Origin of the sequence: Mesobacillus jeotgali (assembly GCF_002874535.1) — a bacterium.
GTDB classification, from domain to species: domain Bacteria; phylum Bacillota; class Bacilli; order Bacillales; family Cytobacillaceae; genus Mesobacillus; species Mesobacillus jeotgali.
In genome coordinates, this window is sequence record NZ_CP025025.1 from 1,946,053 (window position 1) to 1,966,424 (window position 20,372).

Annotated in this window: 13 protein-coding genes; 10 read left to right on the forward strand and 3 right to left on the reverse strand. The window is 35.8% G+C overall.

Features of this window, described 5'->3' with window-relative positions; all coding sequences use genetic code 11:
- Nucleotide 1: 1 nt before the first annotated feature.
- The 7 genes from CD004_RS09805 (at nt 2) to CD004_RS09835 (ending at nt 10,935) form a co-directional block, all read left to right on the forward strand.
- Entirely contained in the window at nt 2-2,050 is a 2,049-nt protein-coding gene (locus CD004_RS09805) for an McrB family protein (protein ID WP_102262593.1), read from the forward strand.
- The gene (locus CD004_RS09810) at nt 2,034-3,857 is read left to right on the forward strand and encodes a DUF2357 domain-containing protein (RefSeq protein ID WP_102262594.1); all 1,824 of its coding nucleotides are present in this window, start codon (nt 2,034-2,036) and stop codon (nt 3,855-3,857) included. The genes CD004_RS09805 and CD004_RS09810 overlap by 17 nt, the downstream gene beginning before the upstream one ends.
- Nucleotides 3,858-4,304: 447 nt before the next feature.
- Nucleotides 4,305-5,579, forward strand: coding sequence for a hypothetical protein (locus CD004_RS09815; RefSeq protein ID WP_102262595.1), 1,275 nt, complete (start codon nt 4,305-4,307; stop codon nt 5,577-5,579).
- An 18-nt stretch (nt 5,580-5,597) separates the two neighbouring features.
- Nucleotides 5,598-7,565, forward strand: coding sequence for a DEAD/DEAH box helicase (locus tag CD004_RS09820; protein ID WP_102262596.1), 1,968 nt, complete (start codon nt 5,598-5,600; stop codon nt 7,563-7,565).
- Nucleotides 7,540-8,511 carry a protein NO VEIN domain-containing protein gene (locus CD004_RS09825; RefSeq protein WP_102262597.1) on the forward strand — a complete coding sequence of 324 codons (972 nt, stop codon included), beginning with the start codon at nt 7,540-7,542 and terminating at the stop codon, nt 8,509-8,511. Before CD004_RS09820 ends, CD004_RS09825 begins: the two co-directional genes overlap by 26 nt.
- Before the next feature lie 53 nt (nt 8,512-8,564).
- Nucleotides 8,565-10,265, forward strand: coding sequence for a DNA cytosine methyltransferase (locus CD004_RS09830; protein ID WP_102262598.1), 1,701 nt, complete (start codon nt 8,565-8,567; stop codon nt 10,263-10,265).
- Between the two features lie 16 nt (nt 10,266-10,281).
- The gene (locus CD004_RS09835; RefSeq protein WP_102262599.1) at nt 10,282-10,935 is read left to right on the forward strand and encodes a BglII/BstYI family type II restriction endonuclease; all 654 of its coding nucleotides are present in this window, start codon (nt 10,282-10,284) and stop codon (nt 10,933-10,935) included.
- A gap of 197 nt (nt 10,936-11,132) precedes the next feature.
- Here the strand turns inward: CD004_RS09835 and CD004_RS09840 are convergent, their stop codons facing one another.
- A complete protein-coding gene (locus CD004_RS09840; RefSeq protein WP_102262600.1) occupies nt 11,133-11,546 on the reverse strand; it encodes a very short patch repair endonuclease in 414 nt (137 codons plus the stop codon).
- A 299-nt stretch (nt 11,547-11,845) separates the two neighbouring features.
- A complete protein-coding gene (locus CD004_RS09845; RefSeq protein WP_158651521.1) occupies nt 11,846-15,079 on the reverse strand; it encodes a DEAD/DEAH box helicase in 3,234 nt (1,077 codons plus the stop codon).
- A gap of 81 nt (nt 15,080-15,160) precedes the next feature.
- Here CD004_RS09845 and CD004_RS09850 point away from each other — a divergent pair, with 81 nt between their 5' ends.
- Nucleotides 15,161-16,342 (forward strand): sigma-70 family RNA polymerase sigma factor, encoded by a 1,182-nt coding sequence (locus tag CD004_RS09850; RefSeq protein WP_102262602.1) that lies wholly within the window; start codon nt 15,161-15,163, stop codon nt 16,340-16,342.
- A 146-nt stretch (nt 16,343-16,488) separates the two neighbouring features.
- Here the strand turns inward: CD004_RS09850 and CD004_RS09855 are convergent, their stop codons facing one another.
- Complete coding sequence (locus CD004_RS09855) at nt 16,489-17,796, reverse strand: M20/M25/M40 family metallo-hydrolase (RefSeq protein ID WP_102262603.1); 1,308 nt, start codon at nt 17,794-17,796, stop codon at nt 16,489-16,491.
- A gap of 144 nt (nt 17,797-17,940) precedes the next feature.
- On the opposite strand from CD004_RS09855, the gene CD004_RS09860 reads away from it, so the two are divergent.
- On the forward strand, nt 17,941-18,876 hold the full coding sequence (locus CD004_RS09860) for a tetratricopeptide repeat protein (protein WP_158651522.1): 936 nt from the start codon (nt 17,941-17,943) through the stop codon (nt 18,874-18,876).
- Nucleotides 18,877-18,904: 28 nt separating this feature from the next.
- On the forward strand, nt 18,905-20,113 hold the full coding sequence (locus CD004_RS09865; protein WP_158651523.1) for an MFS transporter: 1,209 nt from the start codon (nt 18,905-18,907) through the stop codon (nt 20,111-20,113).
- Nucleotides 20,114-20,372: the final 259 nt, after the last annotated feature.

The following is a 20,372-nucleotide window of genomic DNA, read 5'->3' on the forward strand; positions in this document are numbered from 1 at the left end:
AATGAACAAATCATGGAACATTGATGTAGTGGGAATATTGGCAGATGAGGAATATGTGCTAAATACTATTGATAAGCAAGCCGTTTATATTAATAGCCAGAACGTAATCCAGTTTTTCGTTAAAATTATTTCAGAAGAACCGGAGAGCTTTCCAAATATAAAATTAGTAACTTGCTATGCAACTGATCTCGAAAGATGGGGTTTTGAAGACAATTATCATGATCATCCGATTGATCGAATTCGGGCATTACAGGACTTTCTTCAAGATAATTTAGTTGTTTTCAAGCCGCAGCGCAAGGTTCTATACGACCATACGGAAGTTTACGTAGGACGAGAAATCAGATTGATTCCAAAATCAGAAAGCTTCCACAATGGAGTTTCCTTGGTTCCGCTCCCTGTGTTCAGTGAAGAAGAGCATGGAAATTCATATTCAGAGTTCCTAGACCGGCTGCAAAATCGTAAGTATATTGGCCGAGTGGACAATGTGACAAGTGAAGCGAATGATACTCCAAAATACATCCTATGGAAAAATGAAGAGGAAGAATATCGAGTTTATGGGGAATTCACGGGCCACCATTATGCACATGGAGGGTTCGCTTTCTCTTCTAATGATTCCATTCGTACGATGCCATTCAATGATCAATGGCTTGATGATTGCTATGATTATGGTGAGAATGTTATGTTTGTCACCTTTGAGGTCTTCTCTGAAATTGCCGAAATGATTCCTTCTGCAGAGCAGCTTAATGAGTCGATAGGAAAAGTTAAAAGTGATGTGGAAGAGGCAGCAGGGCAGGTTGCTGCAAGTCTAGTTGCAGAACCTCCTACTCTAAAAAAGCAAGAGGAAAAAAAGCCTGTCACTCAAGTACATCCTGAACCGGAAAGAAAGCCAGAACCACATATATCTACTGAATCTGAACAAACAGAAGAAAGATTGATGGATGAATTTGTTCAGGTAACTCGAGAACAAGGCCTGCTATATGATTTGACGGACCTGTACAACTTTCATACAGCCATGAAATCATCCAACCTTGTTATTTTAGCGGGTATGAGCGGAACAGGAAAATCGAAGCTAGTTCAGGCGTACGCCAAGGCTCTTGGTCTGTTTGACAGTCACCAGATGACATTCATTCCGGTAAGGCCAGCATGGACGGATGATGCAGATCTAATAGGATATGCAGATACACTTCACATGGTATACCGACCTGGGGATTCAGGTTTAATTAATGCTTTGATGAGCGCAAAGGAAAATAAGAAAAAGCTTCATATCATTTGTTTCGATGAGATGAATCTTGCGAGAGTCGAACATTACTTCTCACAATTCTTGTCCGTCCTGGAAAACGAATCAGGTCCCCGCAGGGTTCTGAGACTTTATAACGATGATTTAGAGAATAGACTTTATAATTCGGCACAATATCCGCCTGTCATCCCGATTGGTGACAATGTCGTATTTGTTGGTACAGTCAACCTTGACGAGTCAACATACCATTTCTCAGACAAAGTACTGGACCGTGCTAATGTCATTTCTTTGAATGTACTTCCTTTCGAGAATTTAAGGACACTTTCTGAAGAAAACAAAAATGCAGCCGAGGAAAAACGTGGGCCGCTTAAGAAAGAAAAAGAGTCAGTCACGTTCGAGATTTATGACAGCTTTAGAAACAATAACCGTGACATCCAGTTGTCAGAGCAGGAGCTTTCACTCCTATGGGAAATCCACCAGGAACTGCAAAGCGTTAATAAAAATATCGGAGCTGGACCGAGAATTGTACGTCAGATTGACATGTATCTGAAAAATCTGCCGAACAATGAAGCTCTATCAAGGCAGAATGCGCTCGATTTGCAAATCGTCCAGCGGATCATGACCAAGGTTAGGGGACCGGAAGAGCAATTGAAGAAGTTCCTCGGAACGTATGACGCTATCAATGACACAGTTACAGATAGCAAGTTGGCAGACATCCTTGATACCTTCCATGATGTCTCTGAATTCTATGAAACGAGAAACCTGATCATTCAAAAGGCGAAAGAGTTGAAGTTCAATGGATATACTCTCTGATGGCTTTGAAGTAATCCTTACACAAAAGCGTGGGGAACACGAAGCCCCTTTAAAAATTGAGCACTTCTTCACCAGCGAACTCGATTTTTATGAAAAAAGGGAGGAACGTTACATTGAGGTTAAAGAAAATATTGAACTTGCAATTGCGTTTCGTTCCAAAAAGAAAAACTCTCGTCTTTATATGGATGGACTGGATACTCTTTCAGAAAGATTACTAGAGGTGGATCCGCTCGAGGGTGAGGTTTTCCTTGCCCCTTCAGAGCAGCCAGTTACTTTATTCGCAAATAATAATGACTATTATCCGTTGATTCCAGGTTTTTATCGGATAGTCGTGGATCATGATGATAAACGCTTCTACAGCTGGGTCAAGGTTATACCCAAGCAAATAGAGGAAACTCAGTGGGAAGTAATGAGGAATGAAGTAGAAAAAGAGCTAAGAGGACTAGCTCGGGATGTCATCCTCAAAAAAACAGGGATGAACACAGGACATGAAGGTATTTCGCAGGGCTTACTGGGTCAGTTCATTGTCATCAAAAACCGATTTCCTTCTGTCATGACGGCATTAAGCGATCTGTACAGGAAGGTAAATTATAAAATCAGTAAGGATTATGTCCTTGTTCCCAAGGAGAAATCTCGGCTGATTGATGAAAGAACAATCCGGCACCGTGTAAGTCACCCGGAAAATGAACATGTCCTGAAAACGCCTGTCAGCGCCATCACCTATGACTTACCTGAAAACCAATTTGCAAAAAAGATTATCCAGTCGGTTGCACATACTCTATCGGACTTCATTGAAGCGGTGGACCAGATGGAGTATAGTATCAAAAACTCAAGTCAATTTGGGGATTTCAGGACACCATTAGAAAAAGACAGGACATTGACTGAGCTTGAAAGATTGAGTGAAATGGCAGGCAAAATGAGGGCAGCAATCCAGTGGATCAAAACGGCCCCATGGTATGAAGCAGTCGGCAGCTATAAATCTTCTGTTCCTCCATTTATCATGAACAGCGATCCTCGATACAGAGCGCTTTACCAGCTGTACCGGGAACTGAACAATGAGCAGATCCAGCTAATAATGGATAAGTCTTATTCTTATCAATGGAAGAGGACAGATAAACTTTATGAAATTTGGGGCTATATCCAGTTCATTAGAGCTCTTAGCAGTGAAAAAAGCGGATTCACCCCTATCAAAGGATGGGTTTTCAGCGAAAATTTCGATGGCCAAAAGCTTCTGGTCCCTACACTGCCTTCCGATACTGAAGTTGTATTCCAAAAAGGCGATCTTCGAATTCATTTAGTCTATGAAGCGCTTCTGCCAACACAAAGCCGTTTGACATCGAAACAAAAGCCGCTCTACACACGCGGTACACATACATGCCCTGACGGACGAATCGATGTTTACAAGAATGACGCCTTCATTGGCAGTATCATTTTCGATTTTAAGTATAGGCCAAGACACGCAATCTGGAACCAAAATCTGATTTATTCGAACCAGCAAAATAGTGTCATGAAACAACTCGTAAGCTACGGGGATAACTTACACTCACCGTTCCTGTTCGGGGACGGAACCAACCCATTCCTCTCCGCTTTCAACATTAGTCCTGTACAGGAAGTTTGGGCAATCTTCCCGAATCGATATAGGGCTTCAGCAGGCAATCAGAATTACCCAGATCACAAGCTGAGTTTGATTGAACTTACACCAGGATTTGATAACTCGCATCTAGTTGATAAAGTTGTAGAAACGATAGATAAACTCACACAGCGTAGTGAGCAGATCATGAATATGCTTGAAGCGCAGAGGAGTTAATTTTAAGAGCTGGTGCCCATTAGAGCAAGAGTTGAAAAGGCTGAACCGTTTTTTGGTGCAGCCTTTATACTTGTTCAAGACTATGTGGAAAAATGAGCGCAATATAATAATTTAGAAATGTATAAATGCATTCCATGCTAGAAACTTGTAATTCATTAAAAACGAGTGAGAAAAATTAAACTCACACAAATAATAAACATTTATGTGTATCATTTGATGTTTTACTCAAAACTTGCTTTTTTAAAAAAATTTTGGGAGGGCGTTCCTTCAAATTTATAAAATAAGATTAGTTATTTTATCGAATCCTAAGAGATATACATTCCATATTAGTGAGTTTTAACGATTACGTAGTTTTTCCAAGATTTTGGATATACTTTTATATCCATCTATTTTAGAATAAAGTTAGATTATTTACTTTTTTATAAAAAATGAGTGGTGGGGAAAAGAATGGAAACAGAATTAAGGAAAAAAAGACTAAAGGAAATACAACAAAAGAAACCTGTCATGACTGGCGTGAAAATTAATTACGATGGCCAAAATCAAGTTCTTAATGCTTATAAAATCCCGTTAGAATACTTAATCTATAATAAATACAATGGCCGAATTGGTAGCGCTGTAAAATCTTTTGAAAGACAGTATCGTGAATTAAATCCTGAACTTGAGGAAGATAAAAACATTATAGAAACATTTCTTTGGGAATCACAAATTAAGAGAAATGAAAAAACAGAAAAAAATATCGTAGAGCTAGGCCAACAGCAATATGGGATAGTAACAAGCGACGGTATAATTATAGACGGGAATAGACGGGCTAGTTTACTTAACAGAATTTATAAAAATAGAGATTTCTGGAGAAAAAAAAACCATGATGTAGATCATAGTAAATATTTTATTGCAGTAATTTTACCAGAGGATGCAGACAAAAAAGCTGTTATGAAGCTAGAAACCACTTATCAACTAGGTGCAGATGAGAAGTTGGATTATAATCCAATCGAAAAATATCTGAAGTGTAAAGACCTTAAAGAGGTTGGTTTTTCTTTAAATGACATTGCTAACATGATGTCTGAAAATCCAAAAGATATAAAAAAGATATTAGAAATAATGGAACTAATGGATGACTATTTGGATTATCTTGATTATTCAGGTATATATACTCGTTTGGAAAAAAGGGAAGGTCCAATGGTGGATTTGCATAGCTATTTAAAACAGTATAACTCCCCGAATGGATGCACCAAAGTAAATTGGGATTATGATGAAGTTGATATAGCAGATTTAAAATCAGTTTGTTTCGACTATATTAGGGCCCAGTATGAAGGCAAAGAGTTTAGAGCAATTGCTAAACCTAGTAAAAAAGAAGGGATATTCTGCAATGAAAAAGTATGGAATAACTTTTTAGATAAACATACAAAAACTGTTGATAAAATAAACGAACCCAATCCAACCGAGCTCTTTAAAGATAATCCGGATGCGAGTAGGTCAAAGTTATTATCTACTAGAGACTCAGATTGGAGTAAAAAAATTAAATTGAATTTGGAAGAAAATCTTAAAAAATCCCAAAGTAATTTAGAAGATTATGTACAAGCGAATGAACCTTTAGAGTTATTAAATAAAGCTTTGGGAACACTTCAATCTATTAATATAGAATCTTTGTCAAAAAATGAAGAATTAGTAACAATTGAAGAGTTAATAAATGTTGTGAATGTATTAAAATCAAAATTGAAATAATCCAAGAGGGAGTAAAAAATGCCATCAATACTACTCGAAATTAACGAGGAAGAGAGAATATTTATTTTAAGTGGAGATACGGATGGTCTAATTTCCAATAAAAGGTCAAAATTATATTTAAAAGACTTTTTAAATGTCACGGATTTTAATAGTAAGTTGATAAAAATACCATATAACTTAGATGATAAAGAAAATATTTTAATTAAGATACAAGGCATGTTGGGGAAGTATGGATTTGATGAGCAAAGGACAAATAAGATTGATAACTCATTGAATGATTTCTTTAAAGAAGAAAAAAACTTTCACATTTTTTCAGAGAAAGCGAAAGATATAAGAAATAATAAAGTCGATAGAAACGAGTTTGAATCTTTTATAAATAGCTTAACCAAGAATCTGAAAAACAGAACTTTGTATGGATTACAATTGCTTTCTGCTTATCATCTAGCATTCTCTCAAAATGGATGTAATTTTTCAGTCCCGGGAGCCGGAAAAACCAGCATAGTTTATGGAGCATATTCATACCTTTCCAGTTTAAAGGAAAATAACGATAAGAAGGTTGACTCCCTTTTAATAATTGGTCCGCTGAGTTCATTTGGGCCTTGGGAAAGTGAATATATGGAATGTTTTGGGGAAAAGGCGGAGTCAGTTAGATTATCTGGTATTTCAAAAACTGAACGTATAAATCATTTGTATTCAGAGATACCAGCAGAATTAACTTTAATGTCATATCAAGCTGTCAATAATAACTTAGAAGACTTAATTGCCTTTCTTAAGAAAAACAGAGTGATGGTTGTTCTAGATGAAGCGCACAAGATTAAAAATTCAGACGGTGGCATAACAGCTCAGGCAGTTCTCGAATTAGCTAAGTACAGTAAATCTAGAGTAGTTTTAACGGGTACACCTGCACCGAATGGTTATGAAGATTTAATCAATTTATTTAAGTTTATATGGCCAAATAAAAAAGTTATCAAATTTAAGAAGTATCATTTGGAAGAAATGTCCCAAAATCCATCTGATAATAGAATACCTCAGCTCATTAGTGCCATAGAGCCTTATTTCATAAGAATTAAAAAAAGCGACTTAGGTATCCCTAAACCGATAAATAATCCGCCTGTAATTGTAACAATGGATAGTATTCAAAGGAATATATACGATTTTATCGAGAGTAAGTATCTTAAATACATGATGGAAAACAATACAGACAATGAAGTAAAAGGGGTCTTGGTTAAAGCTAGAATGATTAGACTAATGCAAGCTGCCACTAACCCTCATTTATTGGCAACACCAATAGAAGAGTATTTAAATGATCAGGATTTTTCTAAAGATAACTTTATTGATGATACCAATGTTATTTCCAAAATAATGAATTACAGGAATATGGAAACACCAAGTAAGTTCTCCATCGCAAAAAATATAATACAGGAAAAATTAAATAAAAATGAAAAAGTTATTGTTTGGATGACTTTTATTCAAAATATGTTTGATTTTCAAGACTATTTATTTAAAAATGGTATAAATTCCAAGATGCTATATGGTGGAATCCCAGTTGAATCCAGTTCCGAAAGTAAAGATAATGGGGAGGAAACTCGCGAGGATATTATAAGGACTTTCCATAAAGAAAATTCACCTTTCAAAGTTATTATCGCTAATCCATTCGCAACATCAGAATCAATATCTTTACACAAGGTCTGTCACAACGCTATATATATAGAAAGGACTTTTAACGCAGCTCAATTTATACAATCTAAAGATCGTATTCATAGATACGGTCTAAAAAAAGATGACATAATTAATTACTATTATCTTGTAAGTGAAAATTCAATAGATGAAACAATTCAAGAAAGATTAGAAGTTAAAGAAAATAGAATGAGAGAATTAATTGAGAACTCTGATATCCCTTTATTTAGTCTCTTAGATAATGAATATGAGGAAGATGACATCAAGGTGTTGATAAAAAATTATGTTAGAAGAATTAAAAAGATTTAATAGTTACGGCAGATTAAATGATTTTATTCTAATATTAGGTGAACTGATAACAGACAAACCTAAAAAGATAGGAAATATTACCAAGTATTGTTTAGGTACACAGGAATATTATAATACTCCTGTTACTGCAATTATTTGGCTTTTAAGTGATATAAAATTAATTACGATAGAAAAAGATGAGGTAAAGATTACTCCTGAAGGAGTGAAAATTCAAAAGTTATTTAATGTTAATAAGCAATTAGGCTTTGATTCGTTAATGGAGATTCTGATAAAAAATTATTTTTTTAAAATGATAGACCCAGATGCTGTTAAGTTTGATCTTCACGAAGAAAAGTATTATATTAGTAATAATGATATAGAATGTAAATTTTCAGGAATCAGAAATTTATTAATTAATTTTAATTTTTTGAAGTATGGTAATGGATATATAAATCTTTTTATAGACAACCAATACCAAAATCTAATTGAAAGTTTAATAAAAGAATCAAGGAAACTATTGTCTTATGAAGAATTTTTGAAGATTCAAAAACAAAAAGAATTAGCTGGCATAGAGGCAGAAGAATTTGTGCTGAATTACGAAAGAAACCGGCTAAAAGAATTAAAGTTAAAAAGTTTTTCGAAAGTTAAAAGAATTTCCGAAACTGATGTTAATGCAGGTTATGACATTTTGTCTTTCGAAAATGAAAAGTCAAGAGGTTACGACAGGTTGATTGAGGTGAAATCCTTTTCAAGAGGCGTTAACTTTTACTGGACCAAAAATGAGATTGAAACAGCTAAACAGAATAAGTCTAATTATTATCTTTATCTAATAGACAGATCTAAAATGGAAGACGGTAACTATAACCCCCTAATAATTAAGAACCCTTACGATAAAGTTATTAATAATAAAGAATGGATTCAAGAAGCACAAAGTTGGAGGTTTTCTTTAAAAGAGAAAAAATGTTAAAATAATATTCTTAAATAAGTTTTAAGTAGAGTTGTCAACGAAAGGTGAATAGAATGAAAGTAGCTGATTTTTTCTGTGGTGCCGGTGGTTTTTCAGAGGGATTTAGAATGGCAGGATTCGAAGTTGTATTTGGTGTTGATAAATGGGGGCCCGCCATTAAAACACACGAAATGAACCATCCTAGTGCAAAAACAATTAATAGAGATGTTGCAGAACTATCTAAATTACCAGATGATAAATTTCACGAACTAATTCCTGATACCGAAGTTATTATTGGATCGCCACCATGCGTGGCATTCAGTAATTCTAATAAATCTGGTAAAGCTGATAAATCATTAGGTATAACACTGGTTGAATCCTTCTTAAGAATAGTAGCAAGGAAGAAATTTAAAGAAGGATCCATTCTTAAATACTGGATTCTAGAAAATGTACCCAATATTCAATATTATATTAAAGATTCGTATACAGCCTCAGATTTAGGATTAGATGGGGATTTTATCTTAAGAGTAATTCATACTTCAAGTAGAGAGTATAATGCGAAATATTATGGAGTAGCTCAAAATAGGAAAAGGTTTTTTTGTGGGGATTTTCCTCAACCCGAAAAGGTTATTGAAAATGATTCAAACGTTATCCCATTGAATAAGATATTAAATAATCTAGGAAACCCTATTTCAAAAAAAAATCTTAAAACTAAAATTATTGATCCAAACTATTCATCCATTAATATAGAAAGAAATCTCCTGACAGATCATTTTTATGTTAAGGAGATTGCTGAATTTGAATGGAAGAAAGCTAAGAGAGCTAAAACAGATAAGGGTTATATGGGTAAAATGGCCTTCCCAGAAAATAAAGATAAACCCTCAAGAACTATAATGGCAACACTTTCATCCAGCGCAAGGGAATCAATTATCTATGATATAGAAGGAACGTCTAATCGTTTCCGTTCTCCAACAATAAGGGAAGTAGCATCTATAATGAGCTTTCCGATAGATTATCAATTTTATGGAGATTCGGTCCTAACTAAATATAGATTAGTAGGGAATGCAGTTCCACCTAAGCTATCTTTTGCATTTGCAAAAAAGATTCTTGAAATAGAAGGATGCCATATTAGTAATGAATTAGAAGTTGTTGAAAGTAGATTAAAGCAGGACGACAGTTTTACCAATTTAAATTATATTTCGATGCCTATTAATGTTGAGAAGCCAAAAAATATTAAAAAGGCTAGGTTTAAATACCATATACCATATTTATTAGTTAATGCATATAGGGTAGAACTTACTAATTATAATTCATTATTTGAGGAAACTAAATTCAGTTGGGATGTAGAAATACATAAAGGACAGGGACAAAGTAAAAAATTATATAACCCAGCCTTTATAAAAAAGTCATTGTTTAGCCCGCCAATCCAGAATGAAATAGATTTATTTTTAAAGAAGTATTTCCCTATAATCCCAACTACTTTTGAATTGCAATGTAATTATTGTTTAACAGAAAAAGATAGAAAAGCAAACAAGATATTAGGTCCGTTTGAATTACTAGTATTGGTAAAGGATTTTTTAGAAGGGTTAAATAAGGAAAATGAACTTCAAAATAAAACCCTTAACCTTAACTATGTGGATAATAATGAAAATAAACTGATAGAAATTCCTTTAGTAGTTGGAATAGGTGCATATACCCTTAATGCTTTGATTAATAAGGCAGAGCTTGAAGGAAATTTGAAATCAGAGAAAATCAATTGTTTCAATTTAAACTGAAAATAGGGGGCTGTAAGTGGATATAACAATTTATTCACACAATTTTGCACAGGAAATACTTTCCTATGAACGATTTAAAGATGTCTATGATGAATTATTGTTTGTATGCAGGAATTCTCCATTACCTATATATAAAAATAAATCTGCTGCTCAAAAAAAACTTGATGTAGTTCAACAGATAATCGATTCATACCTCAACCTTCAATTGAAAACACTTGGTTGGGAAGTTGATTATACGTATACACTTAATGAAAGTACTGTAAGAGTAGATTTTCTAAAGACTATTCATGTTGGTATAAAGAAGTATCATATCCATTTAGAAGTTGAATTTGGAAACGTAGCAAGTTCTTATAGAAATTACTATAAACTTCAATTACTAAATAAAAAGGGTGTTAGTGATATAGGAATAGTAATAGTTCCAACAGAATCTTTATCGAAAAGAATTGATAGTGGTGTCGCTACTTTTGAAAAAACAGTGAATGATGTAAAGTTGGCAGTAGAATTATTTGACTTTCCCTTATTGATTATTGGTTTAGATGAGGGTGATTCTAATTTGATTGATTTATCATCAAGTGGCTTGACTCTAAAGGAACTTCAAAATAAAGGTAATCTTAAACATGAGTTATTTGTTTTAGATTATGTGAAGACAATTAGGAATCTTGATTCATAAGCTAATCATAAGTAGCTAATCCTCTTACAGACTATCAGGGATGTATAGTGTCTTTCTAAGTCTCTTGTTGAGGGCTTGGTACAACCGAACGTCCACGTTTTGTTGAAACCGAAAAGTATAGAATCACATCTTGATATTAAGATTAATAAATATGTTAGCAGATAAGGCCCTGACTATAATGTCACGGCCTATTGTTCTTATAAAACTTCAATAGCCTTAGCATCTTCTATGAAAGTAGCAATCTTATCAATCGTACTATCAAAGTCCTTTCTTATTTCATGCTCCCAAATTCGTAGTATATGCCATCCTTTTTGTAGGTAAAAATCCGTATATTCTTTGTCTCGCTCTTGGTTACGTTCAAGTTTTTTCTTCCAAAAATCAATATTGCTTTTTGGCATCCTACCATGAGTGGGGCAAACATGCCAGAAGCACGAATCTATAAAAATGACAACTTTGTATTTCTTAATTGCGATATCCGGAGTGCCAATCATTCCTCTAACATTTCTTCTGAACCTGAAACCTTTCTTCCAGAGTTCTTGGGTGACCAGGGATTCTAATTTGGAGACTGCCTTTATTGAAGACATAATCTTACTTCTTTGTGCATCCTGCATATGTCTCTCCTTTCACAAGCTCTTTACTATCTTCTACCTAATATTCAGAAATTTAAACCTATAGGTGAGGGTATGCTTTTAAATTCAATTCTTTTAAAAGAGTTTCAATAATTAATGATTATTATGTGTCCCTTGAAGGTTACTTCCCACTGCACATATGATAAAGATAGAAAAAATATAATCATTTTGATTTATCAGATGAACAGTACAAACATGACAAACATTCGTTATAAAGAATCCATTGTTATATATAAAGGCTCCTGGTTATTGACAGGAGCCAAGCTTAAATAGAATTACTTTTATATCCTCTCTAAGACATCTTGTGGTACTCTACCCAGAAAATAGTCTTCAATGTATTCCCAAAAATCGTCTGTCTCTACTTCCTTTTCAAATAAATAACTCAACATTTCGACAGATATTTTATGTCTCTTATTAACATTATTTAGAATGGTGTTCTGATAGTTCTCTCCGTTTTTTACTGTTTTTTCAATTTCCATTTTAGAGTTTATACGCACAAAAATTTCGGGATTATCTCCGCCTTTAACTTCATACAGCAAGAGGTCGAATGCTTCGAAAAGACCAAGTGATATGAATGACTTTTCCGCTTCAAAGCGGTTAGATTTAGTTAAGAAAACCTCTTTACTATTGGTTTCAGGTTTATTTGAAGACATCTGAATAAGTCTTTTAACATGGGAACTTAGAAATTTAGTGAATTCATCTATCCCTGGATATAATTGATACTTGGTGTTATTTTGATTCTCTTTTTCATATATCATTTTTATTCTATGGTTTCTGTTAACATTAACAGCACTCTGATAACTAATTACACTTTGGAGAATAAGACTAGCTATTGTTTCTGATTGATACCTTGATTTATTGAAAATCCCCTGTATAGCTGAAGCTAAGTCTGAAGCTGTAAATTGATTATTATTTCTTATATATGGGCTAAACAACTTCTCAATTTTTCCTACTAAATCATCTACTTTCCACAAAAAGTTATGTTCCTTCTCGTTTTGTATGTTTAAATCTAGGATAAAAACTGATTCAATATATTCAATATACTTAAACTTTAAAGATTCATCCTTTTGATACATCATATACTTGAATTTTGGGAAGGAAAGATCTTTGTATTGTTCTTCCCAAAGGTTTTTTAAGTTTAATTTGTAAATACCACCAAAGTATACATCGTTTAGGGTCTTAACTTTCTCAACATATTGAACATATTTAGCGACAAATTCTTTTTCAATATCTTTTTTCACTTTAACGTATTCAATAGAAAAAACGCTTCTTGGTCTAGCGATTATAGGAGAATATCCTAAACGATTGATGAAATCCTTTTCGATAATTAGTAGTGCAGTTTTAAGTTTATTATCTATATCATCTTCTACATCCGATTTGCGATTGCGATCGAAAATATACCTAAATTCTTCTGAACTAATCAATAGATTACGAGCCTGCTTTTTATTAAAATCTTTTTTATAAAGCTGCAGGATCTTATCCATTACCTGAACCAACTGTGTTTTTCTGATGGTGCTGATTCCATGCAGTCGTTTTACATGGTTGAAGTCCTGAGGAAGGAAGTCAAAGAAAGCTTTTCCTTCAGGCAAATCACGTGCTGCACGGCCGATTTCCTGGATATAATCACAGACATTCCCAGTAGGTGCAAAGTGTATGATTGTACTGATATCAGAAATATCAATTCCCATTCCGAATGCCTTTGTTGCAAGCATGATCTTGGAATCATTTCGCTTATACTTCAGGAAGCTTTCGTTTTTCTCTTCTTTTTTCAATTGTCCATAATACATAGAAATCGTTGTTGCAAGTTCTTGGTCGGCATTCAGCTGCATAAATTCATTAAATTGCTTTAGCAGTGAAACAAAAGGGAAGTAAATCAGCACTTTTTTATTTTTGGCATAAAGTCTTTTTAGTCTTTCATGCAGAAGGGCATACTTCTGCTGCCTGTATTCCTGGTCACGCTTTCCTGCTGATTTTATATGATTAAGCGATACCTTGATATCATCCCTTTTCACATAGCCAAAGTAATTGATGGGGCTGGTGAGCATAAGGCTGTCTCTAGTTTCAGAGTACATATCTTCTACGCCGCCGTAAATCGCTGTTGCGGTGAAGGTAGCGATTGGGAACTGCATTTCCTTGCGCAGTTTTTGAAGATAGCTGCCAAGATACCAATAATCCGACCGGAACGCTTTGCCCCAGGTGGTTACAATATGTGCTTCGTCAATAACGAACAATCCTACTCGTCTTTCACCTATCAGCATTTTAATGTCAGACCTGCTTAATAATGTTTCAGGCGAGATATACAAAATAGAGATTTCTCCATCAGCAATCCGTTTGGTAATGTTCATTTTTTCAACAGGGGATACCTCAGAGTTAATCGTTGCAGAGAAATGAACGTTCTTTTCCTGCAATCCATATACTTGATCCTTCATCAAACCAATCAACGGAGAAATAACAATCGTTAATAGGTTGTATTTCTCTGCGAGGTAAATGGCTGGAACCTGGAACATGACCGATTTACCTGCACCAGTAGGAGAGGTTACGAAAATATCTCTATAAGCTTCTTCATCTTTTGCAGCCTCAGCCTGAACTACAAGATCATTGATAATTTGAGCTTGTGAAATATAGGTGATCTCCTTAGGATTATTATAATCATCCACGTTCTTATACATTTTCAGCGGCCGGAAATCATCGTACTTCCAATACGTTTTCAAAATCTCCCGATATTCCTGCTCCCGCTCATTCTTTACTTCCACTGTCTTTTTTTGGTGTTCGTAAATTATTACATCTGGATACAGAGACTGAATAAGTTTAATTCTGTCCAGGTAGTTCTGACTGAATTGCTGTAGATTCCCTTTCCAGGAAAAGAAAATGGTCTTCTGATTATATCGATCGTTCAAAAGATCATTCAGCAAATCGAGGAACGGTTCTTCCACATCCGATAATTCGATAAAGCTGTCAGATTCAGTGTCGATTGCCAATTGTTGCAATTCATCTGGAACAGGGAAGAGGTCAATAGAATGATTTTCGTCTACATATGATACGAAGAAATCACCATTCTTTGTTTTTAATATATTGCCATAATATGTAGTGATGTACTGAATTTCATCAGGTACCTGGCTATGCTTATCGATTTCATCAAAGTATTCACTATAGATTGACTCGATATTATGAATCTCATAATTCAAAGGATAATAATGTTGGTACAAATTATTATTCACGATTGTAACCTTACTGAAGGGTTCGATTGTCGTGGTTGAAACGGTCGCCAATTCTTCAAAGGTACACCAATAAACGCCTGGTGATTGGTTAAAATTCATGACAGCTTCCGTAATTAACGTTGTCTTACTATTATTTAATTCCTCAAGCGAGACATCCAATCCGCTGCTGAACAGCTTCTTGATTTTAAGGTCGGTAAGCCATTTTGACGGGAACCCTTTAAAGACAATCAATTGGTTTTTATCTGTATTTTGCATAGTAATTAAATGGTCAATTTGAAATACCAAATTTTCAAACAAAAAAATCACTTCCATTCTGTTTCCATTGTGATAAATTAATACTAAAATAGAATTAATAAAGTTTCAACAGGAAGTGAAATTATGCATAAAGAACTAGCATCAGTTGCTGCAACTATAGCAAACTACTTAGGCCAATATTCAAAGTCTGATAAGATTAATGTTCAATGGCTTCAAAGGATTATAGAAGTCAATATTAACCGGGCTGTGCCAGAGCAATTCATAATAGATTACCTGAAGGAAAAGGGATACCATAACTATATTCTTAAAGAAGAAAAGATAGCGGAAACAAAAAAGCCGACTGAACCAGTATTACCAGTGAAACCAGTTATTGTAATGGATGACGATGATGACGATGACGACGACTTTGACCCGAATCAATTCTTGGAGGACAACAAGGAGAAAATCCTGAATGCTGCGCTTCCAACTAATAACTTCGGCGACAATATTTGGCTTATTGAAAAATACCAATCTACTAAGAGCGATGAATTTTTATCTCAGATTGTCAGCCTCAATCAAGGCCTTGTTGAAAAAGTTGCTGGTAAATACCAGAACACCAGCCGTCATAAGCTTGATTTTGATGACTTGGTCAGCATCGGAAAATTCGGCCTTTTAAATGCGATCGATCGATTCGACCCTAATATGGGTTATCAGTTTTCTACCTATGCAACATGGTGGATAAGACAGAAAATAACAAGGGCGATTTGCGATGAAGGGACAACAGTTCGAATACCCGTACATATGCACGAGAAGATAAAGAAGGTAATCAGGCTGGAGAATGAGTGCTTTTGGGAAAAGAGCTACCTGGACATAGAGTGGGTTTGTGAGCAAATGGATATTACTGAAGAGCAATATTACGAATTGAAGCAGGTAGATGAAAAGTTCATAGGGATGAAATCCTTACATAGCATTGTCTCACAAGAAGATGAGGATAGTTTGTTAATTGACTTCATCGAATACAGTCCTGACCACGTTCTCAGTGAAGTCTGCATCGATCTTCGGGATCCATATGAAAATATGGTATCAACCAATCTGAGGAATCAATTAGAAGTTGTTCTCGACGAGCTAAAGGAAAGAGAAAGCGATGTAATCAAGCATCGGGTAGGATTTGACGGAGGTAAGCCTAAAACTTTAGAAGAGATTGGGCAACTGTATGGACTGACAAGGGAACGGATTCGTCAAATTGAAACAAAAGCCATTAATCGATTGAGAGCACAATTCCGCAAGCGGAAAATAAAATATGAAGATGTTTGTTTGGAAGCTTAACAGGGTATTTCTCAAGCATAGTTAATGGTAGTTGAGGTTTCGATTTGAAAGTCTAAAAGATTATAAAGTTATGGAAAAGGCAGTGTTGATAATCCAACACTGCCTTTTTATAATAGGTCATTCCGGAATTGGTAAGAAGTAATTTTTTACACTATGTTTTCAGGATTGTGATGATATTGGCAGGAATCCAGTTTGCGAATCATATCGTTATGCAATAAAAACTCAACTAGTAATACTGTTTCGAAAGTTGCTAAAAAGTCAACGGTTTCAAAATCAGTATGTTCATTTTGATATCCGGCTGACAGGTTGACAGAGGGGATGCCGTAATTTGCAAACACTTTAGCATCGCTGATTCCTCCTGATGTAGTTTGCCAATCTTCCATGCCTGCTAATTTTCCTGCTTGTTCAAACAGTTTACCGAATTCGTCTGAGCAGAAAGCAAATCCGGCATTTGAAGTAACGATATCTCTGTTGCTTCTTCGATCAATTACAATCGCTGCATCAACATCCTCTATGAAATCCATGTCTATTCCACGTGAGCCGCGGCATCCAATTTCTTCTTCAACCGTAAAAGCCACTTTTATCGTTCCATTGAAATTTGTCTTTCGTACTCTTTTTAATATCGAAAGTATAGCGGCAATTCCTGCACGGTCATCTGCTCCTAAAATTCCTTTTGAGCTTCTAAGGGTAGTGCCTTCCTCGATAATTTCACGTTTACATTCAATTTCTTCTACTGTATCCATATGAGCCGAAAGGAGAATGGTTGGGCCTGTACCGCACTCCATGTAGCCGAGAAGGTTCCCTTTTCTATCGATAAACGAGTTGTCGAGAAGGCGATTCAGTTTATTTTTCAACGTTAAACGAATGGCTCTTTCATCTGTACTTGCTCCAGGAATATTGAGCAATTCAATTAATTGAAATTTAAAATTTCCAGCATGAAGATTTTTAAGGTAGTCAGGATTCTTATAAACTTGATATAAATTTTCAGCTATATCGAGAAGCAGCGTTTGACTTTCTAGCGGATAAGCAAGACGGACATTTTTACCGTCGATTCTGCATTTCATACATGCAGGAACTGCAGCTTTTATGATTTCAACCTGCCTGCTATTCGGGAACTTTTTTAAGAAGATATGTGCAGGCCTTTTCCCATGCCCATCACAGGAACCAAAAGTATAAATGCCCAATTCGTTTAACCAGCGAACGATGCCGCGAATGTAAGGGTCAAAATCCGTGAGCGGCAAATCTCCTCCAAGCGGATCGATCAGCATTCCCGGACCAGGAGAGTTTATTTCCCGGCTAGCCGCTTGCAATGCGCTAATTATAGTTGAATCATTTTCTAAAGTATCAGGAGCAGCCAAAAGCCGATTTAATAATTGTGTAGCAATTTCTTTGGGTGAAGCAATCCCGTCTTCCTTTTGCAAACCATGTCTTGCTAACAGAATGTTATTTTCCATTCAATATCATCTCCCTTTGTTTGGTAGGCTTAGTTTAGCAAGCGTGCTGTGACACCGTGTCACACTTCAAAAAAGAAGGATTTTGAATACCACAAGTGGAAATTGATATTGAGGTGAATCGTTGTGGACGAAAGAGAGAGGGAATTGCATCCTAAAGATGAAGAAGAGCGATTTAAACAGGAACTTATTGAAGCCAAAAAGGACAGAGATAAGACTAAGCAAAGGTTGATTGAGGAAAGATTGGTAAAGCTCTATGTCTCTCAGGCCGAATACTTCAAAATGGCGGAAAAGCCTGATCCAAATATTGCAACAAGGTATTTACAAGAAGCATTACGACTTAAACCAGATCATCCAGTAGCAAATTATCGGCTAGCTTACTTGTATTACAGAAATGAAGAATACACGAAAGCCATCCTTCATTTGGGAAAAGCACTGGATGGTAGCTCTACAGAAGGATTGAATGATACACAAACCCTGCTTGCCAATATGTTCATGGTGAATTGCGGAATCAGAATTGCGAAAGAATCAATACTGGAGGTTCAAAGTATAGAAGAGAACTTATACTCAGAGTTAGAAAAAGAAAGGATAGAAAAGTACCGCAATGAGATTCTTGTTCTGGATGAGGACACCTTTGAAAGAATGTTTTATAGGAAAATAGAAAACGGAATTGCATCTAGAATAAGTGAGTCTGAATTTGCAGCGTTTCAGCCAAAGGGTAAGCAAGTAATATTGCGAATTTCTGATCAAGGCAGGGAAATCATTTTTCCAGATGGATTTAAATTAACTCTAAATCCGGTATCTTTCTATATATTCTATGGATTATTGACAGCCGAAGAATTAATAACATATAGGGACTTACAACGAAAAATAAGATTGTGGAGTGAGCTGGAAGTTACTGAGGACAATATACGGAAAAATATCAGCCGATTCTCAAGGAATATTCCATTCTGGCATGTATTCTTTCATTCTGCTAATGTGGTCAATCTGGAAACAAATAGGAATGTGGTTGGATATAGGATAGCTGAAGGGTTCAATTCCTGTATATTGTGCAGAGGGGATGAAGTACTGCCGGGAGAATAAGTTCACTCGGAAATTCAGGAGGAACACTATGACGGGGAAACTATCGGCCTACAGGGTCTACCTTATATATGCAGGTTTGACTGCTTTTTTGTTTGAGATGGTTTTTACCGTCAACGAGATTTATAGAATAGAGGTTGCTGGCTTCAATGCTTTTGAACTGGTCATTGTGGGCACGGCGCTGGAACTTAGCAGTTTTCTATTTGAAATTCCGACAGGGATATTGGCGGACACGAAGAGCAGGAAGATGTCCGTCATCATCGGATTGTTCCTGATCGGCCTGGGTTTCCTAATTGAAGGTCTGGTGCCTGTCTTTATGGTTATTTTGCTATGTCAGATTCTTTGGGGCATAGGCTATACATTCACAAGTGGTGCGGATGAAGCGTGGATTGCCGACGAGATGGGCGGTAAAGACCTTTCTCGGCTATTCCTTAGAGGCGCGCAGGTCAAACAGTTTGGTGCGCTGCTTGCGATAATTGTCAGCGTTCTCATCGGTACTGTCATGATCAATTTGCCGATGATCATCGGGGGAGTGATGTTCCTGGTCCTTGCGGTATTTTTGATACTATTCATGCCTGAGACGGCTTTTCATCCGGCACCTTCAGAGAATCGTGACTCGCTCAGGCAGATGATCCATACTTTTAAGTCAGGCCTCCAATCGATTAGGAAGAACCATTTCCTGATGGTCATGACAGGAATTGTTTTCTTTTACGGCTTGTTCAGCGAGGGTCTTGACCGTTTGTGGATCGCGCACATGTTGGAGGTCGGTTTGCCTGATGTCAATATCAAACCGGTCGTCTGGGTAGGTATCATCAATGGGATTGCCATGGTAACAAGTATCATTGCGGTCGAATACATAAAGAGGAAACTTGAGAAAACCGGAAAACTGCAGAAAGTATGGCTATTGATTGCCATCAACTCGGCAATGGTATTCAGCATCATCGCATTTGGGCTCGCTGGGAATTTCACGATGGCTTTCTCTGCTTATCTGACATTCTATATTTTGCGGATCACTAATGGACCAATATATAGAGCTTGGCTTAATGAGAATATTGAATCCAAGGTGAGGGCAACAGTCCTTTCCACCTACGGCCAGATTGATGCGCTTGGACAAATATTGAGCGGGCCAATCATTGGATTCATAGCTCTCAAATTCGGACTGGGTCTTTCCATCGTGACATCAGGGCTGATCCTGGCACCAGTGGCAGTATTTTATGTGTATTTATTAAAAAGAGTATAGGTGCCAGGCACCATCCGAATCCTTCGTACACCTATCAAATTGGAGATAGGTTCGTTGTAAATAAACAGGAACCTGGCAGGATATAGGAATATTCAAAGTTGGAGATTTGGTAAAATAACTGTTAACATTTTTATTAAAATTAACCTATGTCTTAAGAATTTTTGAAAGAAGCGAGTCTTACTTTATTCCTTTTTTTATATGTCACTAAAGAAAGAAAAGTTAAAAGTGTGTAGTTAATCTACATATCTATTGCATTTAT